The organism is Pantoea sp. Lu_F5_004 (assembly GCF_051136245.1).
GTDB lineage: Bacteria > Pseudomonadota > Gammaproteobacteria > Enterobacterales > Enterobacteriaceae > Pantoea > Pantoea agglomerans.
On record NZ_CP194946.1, the window covers coordinates 3,909,133 to 3,922,275 of the forward strand.

At 51.2% G+C, this 13,143-nt stretch carries 10 protein-coding genes, 5 tRNA genes and 2 rRNA genes; 1 reads left to right on the top strand and 16 read right to left on the bottom strand.

Annotation, left to right across the window (positions count from 1 at the left end):
• Positions 1 to 148 precede the first annotated feature (148 nt).
• The 11 genes from rplL to ACR8BN_RS18140 form a co-directional block, all read right to left on the bottom strand.
• Complete coding sequence (gene rplL / locus ACR8BN_RS18090) at positions 149 to 511, bottom strand: 50S ribosomal protein L7/L12 (protein ID WP_008927142.1); 363 nt, start codon at positions 509 to 511, stop codon at positions 149 to 151.
• Positions 512 to 576: 65 nt separating this feature from the next.
• Positions 577 to 1,074 (bottom strand): 50S ribosomal protein L10, encoded by a 498-nt coding sequence (rplJ, locus tag ACR8BN_RS18095; protein ID WP_003848098.1) that lies wholly within the window; start codon positions 1,072 to 1,074, stop codon positions 577 to 579.
• Positions 1,075 to 1,439: 365 nt separating this feature from the next.
• Positions 1,440 to 2,144, bottom strand: coding sequence for a 50S ribosomal protein L1 (gene rplA / locus ACR8BN_RS18100; protein WP_010261038.1), 705 nt, complete (start codon positions 2,142 to 2,144; stop codon positions 1,440 to 1,442).
• Positions 2,145 to 2,147: 3 nt separating this feature from the next.
• Positions 2,148 to 2,576, bottom strand: coding sequence for a 50S ribosomal protein L11 (rplK, locus tag ACR8BN_RS18105; RefSeq protein ID WP_006121495.1), 429 nt, complete (start codon positions 2,574 to 2,576; stop codon positions 2,148 to 2,150).
• A 147-nt stretch (positions 2,577 to 2,723) separates the two neighbouring features.
• Positions 2,724 to 3,269: a transcription termination/antitermination protein NusG gene (gene nusG / locus ACR8BN_RS18110; RefSeq protein WP_003848088.1), complete on the bottom strand. Its 546-nt coding sequence runs from the start codon at positions 3,267 to 3,269 to the stop codon at positions 2,724 to 2,726.
• A gap of 1 nt (position 3,270) precedes the next feature.
• On the bottom strand, positions 3,271 to 3,654 hold the full coding sequence (gene secE, locus ACR8BN_RS18115) for a preprotein translocase subunit SecE (protein WP_008927141.1): 384 nt from the start codon (positions 3,652 to 3,654) through the stop codon (positions 3,271 to 3,273).
• Positions 3,655 to 3,885: 231 nt separating this feature from the next.
• Entirely contained in the window at positions 3,886 to 5,070 is a 1,185-nt protein-coding gene (gene tuf / locus ACR8BN_RS18120) for an elongation factor Tu (RefSeq protein WP_031594449.1), read from the bottom strand.
• Positions 5,071 to 5,178: 108 nt separating this feature from the next.
• Positions 5,179 to 5,254, bottom strand: a tRNA-Thr gene (locus ACR8BN_RS18125).
• Positions 5,255 to 5,259: 5 nt separating this feature from the next.
• Positions 5,260 to 5,334: transfer RNA gene (locus ACR8BN_RS18130), tRNA-Gly, on the bottom strand.
• A 191-nt stretch (positions 5,335 to 5,525) separates the two neighbouring features.
• Positions 5,526 to 5,610, bottom strand: a tRNA-Tyr gene (locus ACR8BN_RS18135).
• 7 nt (positions 5,611 to 5,617) lie between these two features.
• Positions 5,618 to 5,693, bottom strand: a tRNA-Thr gene (locus ACR8BN_RS18140).
• 779 nt (positions 5,694 to 6,472) lie between these two features.
• Here ACR8BN_RS18140 and coaA point away from each other — a divergent pair.
• Positions 6,473 to 7,420, top strand: coding sequence for a type I pantothenate kinase (gene coaA, locus ACR8BN_RS18145; RefSeq protein ID WP_010672227.1), 948 nt, complete (start codon positions 6,473 to 6,475; stop codon positions 7,418 to 7,420).
• A gap of 43 nt (positions 7,421 to 7,463) precedes the next feature.
• Here the strand turns inward: coaA and birA are convergent, their stop codons facing one another.
• From birA to ACR8BN_RS18170, 5 genes are all read right to left on the bottom strand, one after another.
• Positions 7,464 to 8,423: a bifunctional biotin--[acetyl-CoA-carboxylase] ligase/biotin operon repressor BirA gene (birA, locus tag ACR8BN_RS18150; RefSeq protein WP_434747197.1), complete on the bottom strand. Its 960-nt coding sequence runs from the start codon at positions 8,421 to 8,423 to the stop codon at positions 7,464 to 7,466.
• Positions 8,420 to 9,457, bottom strand: coding sequence for a UDP-N-acetylmuramate dehydrogenase (gene murB, locus ACR8BN_RS18155; RefSeq protein WP_143991717.1), 1,038 nt, complete (start codon positions 9,455 to 9,457; stop codon positions 8,420 to 8,422). The genes birA and murB overlap by 4 nt, the downstream gene beginning before the upstream one ends.
• Positions 9,458 to 9,607: 150 nt before the next feature.
• A 5S ribosomal RNA gene (gene rrf, locus ACR8BN_RS18160) occupies positions 9,608 to 9,723 on the bottom strand.
• A 90-nt stretch (positions 9,724 to 9,813) separates the two neighbouring features.
• Positions 9,814 to 12,722: ribosomal RNA gene (locus tag ACR8BN_RS18165) — 23S ribosomal RNA — on the bottom strand.
• A gap of 211 nt (positions 12,723 to 12,933) precedes the next feature.
• Positions 12,934 to 13,009, bottom strand: a tRNA-Ala gene (locus ACR8BN_RS18170).
• Between the last annotated feature and the right edge of the window lie 134 nt (positions 13,010 to 13,143).

A 13,143-nucleotide genomic window follows, 5' to 3' on the forward strand; every position in this document is an offset into this window, starting at 1 on the left:
TAAGTCGTCGATAGAGAAAGATATTGAAGAGTAACAATGGACAAACAGTGTGAAACCCCATTGAGACCCTGTAGCGCAAAAAGGCTGGTGACCAAAAAGTCACCAGCCATCAGCCTGAAACTACTCAGACTGCAACCCGAAGGCTGTCTTACTTAACTTCAACTTCAGCGCCAGCTTCTTTCAGAGCAGCTTCAAGTGCAGCTGCGTCATCTTTGCTGATCGCTTCTTTGATTACGCCAGTTGCTTCAACCAGATCTTTGGCTTCTTTCAGGCCCAGACCAGTTGCAGTACGTACGGCTTTGATTACTGCAACCTTGTTCGGGCCAACAGCTTTCAGGACTACGTCGAATTCAGTTTTTTCTTCAACAGCTTCAGCCGGGCCCGCAGCAACAGCTACAGCAGCAGCAGCAGAAACGCCGAATTTTTCTTCCATAGCAGAAACCAGCTCAACTACTTCCATTACGGACATCGCTGCAACAGCTTCCAGAATTTGGTCTTTAGTAATAGACATGACAATTGTTCCTAAGAATCAGAAAAAGTTTATACGTAAGCAAGTACGAAGAAAAGAATATGGCCTTAAGCCGCTTCTTTTGCATCGCGTACAGCAGCCAGAGTGCGGACCAGTTTGCCGGCAGCGGCTTCTTTCATGGTCGACATCAGACGTGCCAGTGCTTCTTCGTAGGTCGGCAGCGTTGCCAGACGGTCAATATTGGCCGCCGTGATCAGCTCACCTTCAAAGGCTGCAGCTTTGACCTCAAATTTTGCATTCGCTTTCGCGAAATCTTTGAACAGACGAGCAGCAGCGCCCGGGTGTTCCATAGAATATGCAATCAGGGTCGGACCAACAAACGTGTCTTTCAGGCACTCAAACTGAGTTCCTTCAACGACGCGGCGCAGCAGGGTGTTACGAACAACACGCATGTAAACGCCAGCTTCACGGCCTGCTTTACGCAGTTCGGTCATTTTATCAACGGTAACGCCACGGGAATCCGCAACAACCGCTGAAAGCGCACCTTTGGCTACTTCGCTGACTTCAGCAACAATCGCTTGTTTGTCTTGAAGATTTAATGCCATTAGCTTTTGCTCCTGGATTTGACCGGGAAAGGATTTCCCCGGAACTCACTTCACTTACTCACCCCGAAGGGAAATAAGCGCTCGAACACGGTGAGCAGAATCCAGCTAAGAAAAAATTCTTTTGGTTCTGTCACCGTCTACGCAGGGTATTAAGCGGAATATCCGGAGATAAACAGCTCCTGCGGTCTTGGACGGAGGCCAGGATAAGGCCTGGCTCCAACCTAAATTCTGTGCGACGCAGCAGAGTCAGAGGGAAAGGCGATAAACGCAACAATCAGTTCTGGCTCTCTGGTGTCCTGTTCCGTTAATAACAGAACAACGGGCGTAAGATTCTAGGTGAATTTTTCGCCCGTTTCAAGCAGCAATTAGTTTGCTGTTGCGTTCAGACCAGCCTGGTCAACGGCAACGCCGGCGCCCATGGTGGTTGAAAGGCTAACTTTCTTGATGTACACGCCTTTCGCCTGAGATGGTTTTGCTTTTTTCAGCGCAACCAGCAGAGATTCCAGGTTTTCTTTCAGTTTGTCAGCGTCAAAGTCCACTTTACCGATGGTAGTGTGGATGATGCCGTTTTTGTCGTTACGATAACGAACCTGACCCGCTTTAGCGTTCTTAACCGCTTCAGCAACGTTAGGCGTTACAGTACCGACTTTCGGGTTTGGCATCAGGCCACGTGGACCCAGAATCTGGCCCAGCTGGCCAACAACGCGCATTGCATCCGGAGAAGCAATCACAACGTCAAAATTCATTTCGCCTTTCTTGATCTGATCAGCCAGGTCTTCCATGCCTACCAGCTCAGCGCCTGCTGCTTTAGCAGCTTCAGCGTTGGCGCCCTGGGCGAAGACAGCAACACGTACTGAACGACCAGTACCGTGTGGCAGAACGGTCGCGCCGCGAACGTTCTGATCAGATTTACGTGCGTCAATGCCGAGGTTGACAGCAACGTCAACGCTTTCAACGAACTTGGCAGTAGCCAGTTCTTTCAGCAGAGCAACAGCTTCAGCAATATCATACTGCTTGGTCGCGTCAACTTTGTCGCGAATTACGGTCATGCGCTTGGTCAGCTTAGCCATTTCTTAGTCCTCTACTACCAGGCCCATGGAACGAGCAGTACCTTCGATTGAGCGAGTCATCGCTTCAACGTCAGAACCAGTCATGTCCGCAGCTTTGGTTTCTGCGATTTCACGTACCTGAGCACGAGTCACTTTACCGACTTTATCTTTGTTCGGCTTACCAGAACCAGACTTGATGCCCGCTGCTTTTTTCAGCAGTACGGCAGCCGGAGGCGTTTTGGTAATGAAGGTAAAAGAACGGTCGCTGTATACGGTGATAACAACTGGAGTCGGCAGACCTTTTTCCAGAGATTCGGTCTTAGCGTTGAACGCTTTACAGAATTCCATGATGTTAACACCCTGCTGACCCAGAGCTGGACCAACCGGTGGACTTGGGTTCGCCATACCAGCTGCAACCTGCAGCTTGACGTAGGCTTGGACTTTCTTAGCCATGATATTTCCTCAATTGGGTTATAGCGCCTGTAAAGGCTCCCCGTGATAACGATTTACACGCTGTTGCCAGCGCATAAAAACAAAAGGCGCGAAATTGTAGTTAAATTTCGCGCCTGCTGCAACAGCTAATTTGTGAGCGGAAAGAGGTTAACCTTTCTCCACCTGACCGAAGTCGAGCTCAACCGGCGTCGCACGTCCAAAGATGGAAACGGATACCGTCAGGCGGCTCTTCTCGTAATCCACATCTTCAACCACACCGTTAAAGTCAGCAAAAGGACCGTCATTAACGCGAACCATTTCACCTGGCTCAAACAGCGTTTTCGGACGAGGCTTATCGCCGACCTGCTGCAGACGGTTCATGATCGCATCAACTTCTTTATCGCTGATAGGTGCCGGACGGTCAGATGTACCGCCGATGAAACCCATCACGCGTGGGACGCTGCGTACCAGATGCCAGCTGGCGTCATTCATCACCATCTGAACCAGTACGTATCCCGGGAAAAACTTGCGCTCGCTCTTACGACGCTGGCCACCACGAATTTCAACGACTTCTTCAGTCGGAACCATGACGTCGCCAAACAGCTCTTCCATGTTGTGCAATTTGATATGCTCGCGCAGCGATTGTGCTACGCGGCCTTCAAAACCGGAAAACGCCTGTACGACGTACCAGCGTTTCTTTGGAGCTTCAGACATCTCAGAACCTCAGGCCAGTGATAAACGATACCAGACGGACCAGAATACCATCCAGCCCCCACAAAATCAGTGACATCACGGCAGTAACCGCGGCAACGATTAACGTGGTGTGCAGCGTTTCCTGGCGGGTTGGCCAGATAACCTTACGCATTTCTGTTCTTGCTTCACGAGCAAAAGCCACGGTCGCTTTGCCTTTGGTCGTTAAAAGCGCAATGCCGCCAGCCGCTGCAATCAGTACAACTACGGCTAAAGCACGCAGTGGCAGTGACACATCACGATAGAGGTAGTTACCTACAATCGCTGCAAGCAGCAGTAACACGACTACTACCCACTTTACCGCTTCCAGGCCACGCCCGCTCCCTTGAGCTTCGGTATTCGCACTCATAAACCAACCTGCCACAATAATTCAGAAACTATTCTGCCCCGCAGTGCGAGGCGTCCAAACCGAATGAGCTTTTGGGGCGTAACTCGGTATCCAACGCCGCATAACAGAGCCTGTCTCAGCAATGATTATGATTCAAAAAATCACTGATGAGCCAGGTTCTATGAAACAGCGTGCAAAAAGGGCATCAAATGATGCCCTTTCCGTGTGCATTGCGTCAAACGTTATCGGTAATTATGCGATAACTTTAGCAACAACACCCGCGCCAACGGTACGGCCACCTTCGCGGATTGCGAAGCGCAGACCTTCGTCCATTGCGATTGGGTGGATCAGGGTAACAACCATTTTGATGTTGTCGCCTGGCATTACCATTTCAACGCCTTCTGGCAGCTCTACTGAGCCGGTTACGTCAGTTGTACGGAAGTAGAACTGTGGACGATAGCCTTTGAAGAACGGAGTATGGCGACCACCTTCGTCTTTAGACAGAACGTAAACTTCTGACTCGAACTGGGTGTGCGGCTTGATTGAGCCTGGCTTAGCCAGAACCTGGCCACGCTGGATGTCTTCACGCTTGATACCGCGCAGCAGAACACCACAGTTTTCGCCTGCCTGACCCTGGTCCAGCAGCTTACGGAACATCTCAACACCGGTACAGGTTGATTTCACAGTATCTTTGATACCCACGATTTCAACTTCGTCGCCGACTTTAACGATGCCGCGCTCAACACGACCGGTAACAACGGTACCACGGCCAGAGATTGAGAATACGTCTTCGATTGGCAGCAGGAACGGCATGTCGATCGCACGGACTGGATCCGGGATGTAGTTGTCCAGGTGTTCAGCCAGCTCGATGATCTTCGCTTCCCACTCTGGGTTGCCTTCCAGCGCTTTCAGAGCAGAACCACGAACGATTGGAGTGTCGTCGCCTGGGAAGTCATATGCTGACAGCAGGTCACGAACTTCCATCTCTACCAGTTCCAGCAGCTCTTCATCATCAACCATGTCACATTTGTTCAGGAACACGATGATGTAAGGAACGCCAACCTGACGACCCAGCAGGATGTGCTCACGGGTCTGTGGCATTGGGCCATCAGTCGCAGCAACAACCAGGATCGCGCCGTCCATCTGAGCAGCACCGGTGATCATGTTTTTCACATAGTCGGCGTGGCCTGGGCAGTCAACGTGAGCGTAGTGACGTGCAGCAGTCTCATACTCAACGTGTGCGGTGTTGATGGTGATACCGCGGGCTTTTTCTTCAGGCGTGCTGTCGATCTGATCGAATGCACGAGCCTGGCCGCCGTTGGTTTTAGCCAGTACGGTAGTGATAGCTGCAGTCAGGGTGGTTTTACCGTGGTCAACGTGACCGATGGTGCCCACGTTTACGTGCAGTTTGTTACGTTGAAATTGCTCTTTAGCCATCGCTAGTCCCTCTAAGACACGGATATATCAATGATATCATCACATTAACCAGGCAATGCCTGACTGCAAGGAAGTTACAGAGAAAATCAGGAGGGAGATTAAAGGAAGTGGTGCTGATACCCAGAGTCGAACTGGGGACCTCACCCTTACCAAGGGTGCGCTCTACCAACTGAGCCATATCAGCACATCTGGAGCGGGCAGCGGGAATCGAACCCGCATCATCAGCTTGGAAGGCTGAGGTAATAGCCATTATACGATGCCCGCATCCTGGAACTCGGCTACCTGTTCTTTCTGTAGCTTGTAGATAACAGAGATGTTTCTCTACTATCTACTGCCTGTCAGCGAAGCTGACCGACTTTGACTTCGCTAACGCTCAGTCTGAATTCAGGGTGATAAGTGACTCACCTGGCAGATAAACAGGTTGTTCATCTGCGTACCCAACCGCGAGGTTGAGATGGTGGTGGGAGAAGGATTCGAACCTTCGAAGTCTGTGACGGCAGATTTACAGTCTGCTCCCTTTGGCCGCTCGGGAATCCCACCTACTTGATGGTGCCGGCTACCGGAATCGAACTGGTGACCTACTGATTACAAGTCAGTTGCTCTACCAACTGAGCTAAGCCGGCATCAAGTGGTGCGCATTCTAGGAAGGTCGGGCTCTGGATGCAACTAAAAAATCGCTTATTTTTTTCTATCGCTTACTATTTGTGCAAATCATCGCATTTTAGTGTTCTTGTGCAGAATATTTGTGCAATCTGGTCCTGTTTTCATAGGTTCAGTCGGCTCGCGCTATTGCCTCACGCCTTTCTCCGGGTCGCTTTTCAGCAGGTAAATAAATCTGCAGGCAGCATTTTTATTTTACACGCCTGTACCGAACGATGCTTTTTTGACCTCGCCTGCGCTGTTTTTTTCATGTGCAGGCACTTTTCTGTAGAAAGCAGGCCGTTTTGACATGCGTGTCCCTTATGTCGGTACGACGATGACCTGCCGTGGAGTTGTTCAAAATGACTCTATACCGTTTGTTCTTTTGCTGCAGTTCTCATGGGACAGATTGAATCTGTAACGCCTCAGCCTCTCTGTATGCCTTTATGGCGGCGTTTTGTCATTCAGACGTAGTCAGATATAAAAAGCAGATAAAAGCCGCACATGCGCTGTGATGACCTGCAATATCATAAACAACGATAAAGCAGTAAAAATTAAAGCCACCATGATGTTTTGTGGGTATGCCGACGAAAGCGAGATCACGTTTATCTTTTTACTTCTGTTAAAAGCCATACTGGTGATACCCTCCAGCCCATTGTTCTCACTGATAAACCAGCGATTCGTGATTCACTTCACCTGTGCTGTCCTGCTTATCGGATAACACGCGGTTGATAGCCATGAATTTGCGGTCAGATGCATGCTTATGGATAAAACGACCCCCCTGACAACGCCTTATTTAGAGTTCACTCGTGAGCAATGGGCTGCATTACGTGATTCCGTTCCTATGACGCTGTCAGAGGAAGAGATCGCGCAGCTGGAGGGCATCAACGAGGATCTCTCGCTGGAGGAAGTAGCGGAAATTTATCTGCCACTTTCGCGTCTGCTCAATTTCTATATAAGTTCTAACGTTCGCCGGCAGGCTGTACTGGAGCAATTTCTGGGCACCAATGGCCAGAAAATCCCCTATATCATCAGTATTGCGGGTAGCGTAGCGGTCGGTAAAAGCACGACTGCGCGTGTCTTGCAGGCTTTGCTCAGCCGCTGGCCTGAACATCGCAAAGTCGAATTGATCACTACTGATGGCTTCCTTCATCCTAATGCCGTGCTGAAAGAGCGTGGGTTAATGAAGAAAAAAGGATTTCCGCAATCCTACGACATGCATCGGTTGGTCAATTTTGTCTCCGATTTGAAGTCGGGAGCCAGTCAGGTGACCGCTCCGGTCTATTCACATCTGATTTATGATGTCATCCCTGATGGCGATAAAGTGATACAGCAGCCTGATATTCTTATTCTGGAAGGTCTGAATGTATTACAGAGTGGAATGGACTATCCCCACGATCCCCATCATGTCTTTGTTTCAGACTTCGTCGATTTTTCTATCTATGTAGATGCAGAGGAAGATCTCCTGCAAAGCTGGTATATCAATCGATTCCTGAAATTCCGCCAGGGCGCATTTACCAATCCGGACTCCTATTTCCATCATTACGCCCAGCTTTCAGAGGCAGAAGCGGTTGAAATTGCTGGCAATTTATGGAAAGAAATTAACTGGCTTAACCTGCAGGAAAATATCCTGCCGACGCGCGAACGAGCCAGCCTGATTATGACCAAAAGTGGCGATCATGCAGTCGATAAGGTTCGCTTACGTAAATAACTGCAGTCATAAAAAAGCCTGCGTTTCTGCAGGCTTTTTTTACTCAGACAGGACGCAGTGATATTTCTCCACCCACCCAGGCTTTTATTTCGCCATCCTGTTCCAGTAACAGACCACCCTGGCTGTCTACGCCTCGCGCAATACCATGGACCTCACGTTCACCGATAAGCAACTTAACCGGCCGGTTAATAAAGTTATCCAGTGCAGCCCAGCGTGCGACAAACGGGGTTAATCCCTCCTGCTCAAAGAGCGGCAGAGCTTCGCGCAGACTGTTGATCAGACGTGCCGCCAGCTCATTGCGGTTTACCGTTACCCCGGCCTCCTGCAGGTTAATCCAGCCCTGATTAATCTGTGATGCATCGGCTGTTCGCATCGCCAGGTTAATCCCGGCACCAATCACGATCTGCGCAGCATCGCCGGTTTTACCTGTCAGTTCAACCAGAATACCCGCCAGTTTACGATCGTTCAGGTAAATATCATTGGGCCATTTTACGCGGACATAATCGGCCCCTAATGAACGTAATGTCTCAGCCATGATAATGCCAATTACCAGACTCAGGCCCATCGCCGCTGCCGGCCCCTGCTCCAGACGCCAGTACATAGACATGTAGAGGTTCGCGCCAAAGGGCGAAAACCACTGACGCCCACGACGGCCTCGACCCGCCTGCTGATATTCAGCAATGCAGGCAGCACCCGACTCCATTTCATGCATACGTTCCAGCAGATACTGATTTGTGGAATCAATCACCGGGATTACCGAGACGTTACCCTGCGTAACCTGTGAGAGAATCGCCTGCTCATCCAGCAGCTGTATCGGGGCAGAGAGACTGTAACCTTTGCCTGTCACGGTATAGACATCAAGACCCCAGCTTTTTAACGTCTGGATATGCTTATTTATGGCTGCGCGACTCATGCCCAGCGTTTCACCCAACTGCTCACCGGAATGGAACTCACCATCAGATAAGATATCAACCAGCTTTAGCGGAACATTATGGTCTTTCATGCGATCACCCCGACGGCATTACACTCACCCTGCGCCTGAATAAAGCGCACTTCGGGTTGAAGCCAGACATCGAATTTTTCACCAACCTGAGCGCGCACGGTTTTTGCCAGCGCAACGATATCGTCGGGTGTGGCATTTTCAGCGTTGATCAGCACCAGTGCCTGTTGCTGGTGAACTGCCGCGCCCCCGATGCGATAACCTTTCAGCTGGCACTGATCGATAAGCCATCCTGCTGCCAGTTTGATTTCACCATTTGGCATCAGATAGTGTGGCATAGCCGGAAAATGCGTCAGTAGTGAGCTGCACTGCGCCTCGGTGACGACAGGATTTTTAAAAAAGCTGCCTACATTACCGGTGACTTTAGGATCGGGTAATTTGCTCTGCCGCATCTGGCATACCGCATGATAGACATCCCAGGCATTGGCGGTCACCGGATTGAGCGTTTTCAGATCGCCGTAGGTTAATACCGGTTGCCATTGCTTAGGCAATATTATCCCGACCGCAACGATGACATAGCCTGACTGATAGTGATGTTTAAAAATGCTGTCACGATAGCCAAACTCGCAGGCTTCACGATCGAGACGTTCTGTCTGACCATTGTGCAGATTAAGTACATCCACGTATTCGCAGACGTCTTTTAATTCCACGCCATAAGCGCCTATGTTCTGAATCGGTGCCGAACCTGTCATACCGGGGATCAACGCCAGATTTTCAAGGCCCGTGATCCCTTTTTCCAGCGTGCTTTTAACCAGCTGATGCCAGTTCTCACCTGCCCCGACATGCAATTTCCAGCACTCATATTCATCCTGAATTTTGATGCCTTTGATGCGGTTCAGCACCACTGTACCGGCAAAATCTTCCAGGAAGAGGACATTACTGCCTTCACCGAGCACGAGAAAAGGCGTTTGATCACTCCGGCTGGCCTGCCATGCTGCCAGAATGGCGGCTGGCGTCTCGGCGACGATGCGTTTCTGTGTATGTACTTCAAGCCCAAGTGTATTGTCGGCTTTTAAGGAGAGATGCTGGCTGGACATTTGACGGCCTTTACTGAGTTATCTGGCCGTAGTTTACCGTATCAGAGAGGGGTTCTCAGGCTGTTTTCGGGGGTTATGATGAGGTTTTTCACGATCTGCAGACGTGAAAAAGCCCCGCACTACTGTGCGGGGCTTTTTCACTTATTTAATGCCTGGCAGTTCCCTACTCTCGCATGGGGAGACCCCACACTACCATCGGCGCTACGGCGTTTCACTTCTGAGTTCGGCATGGGGTCAGGTGGGACCACCGCGCTAAAGCCGCCAGGCAAATTCTGTCTCCGCGCCGCCCGTAAGGCCGCGCAGAATATCCGGTACAGGCTGAAAATTGTGTCTCTCAAAAACGCCTCTGGCGTTGTAAGGTTAAGCCTCACGGGTCATTAGTACCGGTTAGCTCAACGCATCGCTGCGCTTACACACCCGGCCTATCAACGTCGTAGTCTTCAACGTCCCTTCAGGACTCTCAAGGAGTCAGGGAGAACTCATCTCGGGGCAAGTTTCGTGCTTAGATGCTTTCAGCACTTATCTTTTCCGCACTTAGCTACCGGGCAATGCCATTGGCATGACAACCCGAACACCAGTGGTGCGTTCACTCCGGTCCTCTCGTACTAGGAGCAACCCCCCTCAATTCTCCAGCGCCCACGGCAGATAGGGACCGAACTGTCTCACGACGTTCTAAACCCAGCTCGCGTACCACTTTAAACGGCGAACAGCCGTACCCTTGGGACCTACTTCAGCCCCAGGATGTGATGAGCCGACATCGAGGTGCCAAACACCGCCGTCGATATGAACTCTTGGGCGGTATCAGCCTGTTATCCCCGGAGTACCTTTTATCCGTTGAGCGATGGCCCTTCCATTCAGAACCACCGGATCACTATGACCTGCTTTCGCACCTGCTCGAGCCGTCACTCTCGCAGTCAAGCCAGCTTATGCCATTGCACTAACCTCACGATGTCCGACCGTGATTAGCTGACCTTCGTGCTCCTCCGTTACTCTTTAGGAGGAGACCGCCCCAGTCAAACTACCCACCAGACACTGTCCGCAGCCCGGGTAACGGGCCTACGTTAGAACATCAAACATTAAAGGGTGGTATTTCAAGGTTGGCTCCACGCGAACTGGCGTCCGCGCTTCAAAGCCTCCCACCTATCCTACACATCAAGGCTCAATGTTCAGTGTCAAGCTGTAGTAAAGGTTCACGGGGTCTTTCCGTCTTGCCGCGGGTACACTGCATCTTCACAGCGAGTTCAATTTCACTGAGTCTCGGGTGGAGACAGCCTGGCCATCATTACGCCATTCGTGCAGGTCGGAACTTACCCGACAAGGAATTTCGCTACCTTAGGACCGTTATAGTTACGGCCGCCGTTTACCGGGGCTTCGATCAAGAGCTTCTCCTTGCGGATAACCCCATCAATTAACCTTCCGGCACCGGGCAGGCGTCACACCGTATACGTCCACTTTCGTGTTTGCACAGTGCTGTGTTTTTAATAAACAGTTGCAGCCAGCTGGTATCTTCGACTGGCTTCGGCTCGGGGAGCAAGTCCCTCCACCTACGCGCCAGCGTGCCTTCTCCCGAAGTTACGGCACCATTTTGCCTAGTTCCTTCACCCGAGTTCTCTCAAGCGCCTTGGTATTCTCTACCTGACCACCTGTGTCGGTTTGGGGTACGATTCTGTGTTACCTGATGCTTAGAGGCTTTTCCTGGAAGCTGGGCATTTATCACTTCAGCACCGTAGTGCCTCGTCGTCACGCCTCAGCGTTAACAAGCGTCCGGATTTACCTGGACGCTCCGCCTACACGCTTAAACCGGGACAACCGTCGCCCGGCTGATATAGCCTTCTCCGTCCCCCCTTCGCAGTAACACCGAGTACAGGAATATTAACCTGTTTCCCATCGACTACGCCTTTCGGCCTCGCCTTAGGGGTCGACTCACCCTGCTCCGATTAACGTTGAACAGGAACCCTTGGTCTTCCGGCGAGCGGGCTTTTCACCCGCTTTATCGTTACTTATGTCAGCATTCGCACTTCTGATACCTCCAGCATGCCTCACAGCACACCTTCGACGGCTTACAGAACGCTCCCCTACCCAACAACGCATAAGCGTCGCTGCCGCAGCTTCGGTGCATGGTTTAGCCCCGTTACATCTTCCGCGCAGGCCGACTCGACCAGTGAGCTATTACGCTTTCTTTAAATGGTGGCTGCTTCTAAGCCAACATCCTGGCTGTCTGTGCCTTCCCACATCGTTTCCCACTTAACCATGACTTTGGGACCTTAGCTGGCGGTCTGGGTTGTTTCCCTCTTCACGACGGACGTTAGCACCCGCCGTGTGTCTCCCGTGATAACATTCTTCGGTATTCGCAGTTTGCATCGGGTTGGTAAGCCGGGATGGCCCCCTAGCCGAAACAGTGCTCTACCCCCGAAGATGAGTTCACGAGGCGCTACCTAAATAGCTTTCGGGGAGAACCAGCTATCTCCCGGTTTGATTGGCCTTTCACCCCCAGCCACAGGTCATCCGCTAATTTTTCAACATTAGTCGGTTCGGTCCTCCAGTTAGTGTTACCCAACCTTCAACCTGCCCATGGCTAGATCACCGGGTTTCGGGTCTATACCCTGCAACTTAACGCCCAGTTAAGACTCGGTTTCCCTGCGGCTCCCCTATACGGTTAACCTTGCTACAGAATATAAGTCGCTGACCCATTATACAAAAGGTACGCAGTCACCCCCATAAAGAGGGCTCCCACTGCTTGTACGTACACGGTTTCAGGTTCTGTTTCACTCCCCTCGCCGGGGTTCTTTTCGCCTTTCCCTCACGGTACTGGTTCACTATCGGTCAGTCAGGAGTATTTAGCCTTGGAGGATGGTCCCCCCATATTCAGACAGGATACCACGTGTCCCGCCTTACTCATCGAGCTCACAGCATGTGTGTTTTTGTGTACGGGAGTATCACCCTGTACCCTGCGACTTTCCAGACGCTTCCACTAACACACAAGCTGATTCAGGCTCTGGGCTGCTCCCCGTTCGCTCGCCGCTACTGGGGGAATCTCGGTTGATTTCTTTTCCTCGGGGTACTTAGATGTTTCAGTTCCCCCGGTTCGCCTTGCAGCACTATGTATTCATGCTGCAATGATGCACAGAGTGCACCGGGTTTCCCCATTCGGACATCGACGGCTGTAGCGGTTCATATCACCTTACCGTCGCTTTACGCAGATTAGCACGTCCTTCATCGCCTCTGACTGCCTGGGCATCCACCGTGTACGCTTAGTCGCTTAACCTCACAACCCACAGGCGTTTTACAACGCTGCGTGTTGCAAGCATTTGAGAGACTCGAACGCATCGCTTTGTCATTCCTTAATTACGGAGGAATGACGCGCTGCGTCGTTTCAATTTTCAGCTTGTTCCGGATTGTTAAAGAGCATAATACGTCGCAGCACACCGTCGCCGGTATGCTCTGAGGTATTTCAGAAAAAAAACAGATAAACGGTATGGTGGAGCTAAGCGGGATCGAACCGCTGACCTCCTGCGTGCAAGGCAGGCGCTCTCCCAGCTGAGCTATAGCCCCATACAGTTACTGCAGAGACCACTACTACCACTCAACCGAGTTACATTCTTCAGGAGAAGGATGCAATTTCTTTTCAGGCAAGGCATGCGGAAGGGAAGTTTACTCAGGTAAACGACCGCGCGCATAACGCAGCA

Bases quoted from the DNA above. Each gene is read 5' to 3' on its own strand.
- rplL (WP_008927142.1), bottom strand. From the start codon at position 511: ATGTCTATTACTAAAGACCAAATTCTGGAAGCTGTTGCAGCGATGTCC.
- rplJ (WP_003848098.1), bottom strand. From the start codon at position 1,074: ATGGCATTAAATCTTCAAGACAAACAAGCGATTGTTGCTGAAGTCAGC.
- rplA (WP_010261038.1), bottom strand. From the start codon at position 2,144: ATGGCTAAGCTGACCAAGCGCATGACCGTAATTCGCGACAAAGTTGAC.
- rplK (WP_006121495.1), bottom strand. From the start codon at position 2,576: ATGGCTAAGAAAGTCCAAGCCTACGTCAAGCTGCAGGTTGCAGCTGGT.
- nusG (WP_003848088.1), bottom strand. From the start codon at position 3,269: ATGTCTGAAGCTCCAAAGAAACGCTGGTACGTCGTACAGGCGTTTTCC.
- secE (WP_008927141.1), bottom strand. From the start codon at position 3,654: ATGAGTGCGAATACCGAAGCTCAAGGGAGCGGGCGTGGCCTGGAAGCG.
- tuf (WP_031594449.1), bottom strand. From the start codon at position 5,070: ATGGCTAAAGAGCAATTTCAACGTAACAAACTGCACGTAAACGTGGGC.
- coaA (WP_010672227.1), top strand. From the start codon at position 6,473: ATGGATAAAACGACCCCCCTGACAACGCCTTATTTAGAGTTCACTCGT.
- birA (WP_434747197.1), bottom strand. From the start codon at position 8,423: ATGAAAGACCATAATGTTCCGCTAAAGCTGGTTGATATCTTATCTGAT.
- murB (WP_143991717.1), bottom strand. From the start codon at position 9,457: ATGTCCAGCCAGCATCTCTCCTTAAAAGCCGACAATACACTTGGGCTT.